Below are 252 nucleotides of genomic sequence, written 5' to 3'. Positions count from 1 at the left end.
CGGCCCAGGTATTCGATGTTGCCGTCGGGCAGGTAGCGGCCCAGGTCGCCGGTGCGGTACATGCGTGCATTGAGAGCGCGGCTGAACGGGTCTTTGAGGAAGCGTTCAGCCGTCAGGTCGTCGCGGTTCAGGTAACCGCGAGCCACCCCGGCGCCGCCGATGTAGATTTCGCCGGCCACACCCAATGGCACCGGTTGCCCGTGCTCGTCCAGCAGGTAGAACTGGGTATTGGCCACAGGTTTGCCGATGTGC

The 252-nt window shown here is 64.7% G+C and carries 1 protein-coding gene; it reads right to left on the bottom strand.

Annotation, left to right across the window (positions count from 1 at the left end):
- A partial coding sequence (locus tag GIR22_RS25900) for an AMP-binding protein (RefSeq protein ID WP_154746104.1) occupies nucleotides 1-252 on the bottom strand: 252 nt, incomplete at both ends.

The organism is Pseudomonas karstica, from assembly GCF_009707515.1.
In the GTDB taxonomy this organism is placed as follows: Bacteria; Pseudomonadota; Gammaproteobacteria; order Pseudomonadales; family Pseudomonadaceae; genus Aquipseudomonas; species Aquipseudomonas karstica.
The sequence above is the reverse complement of the archived record's forward strand: the minus strand, read 5'-3'. Positions and strand labels throughout refer to the sequence as shown.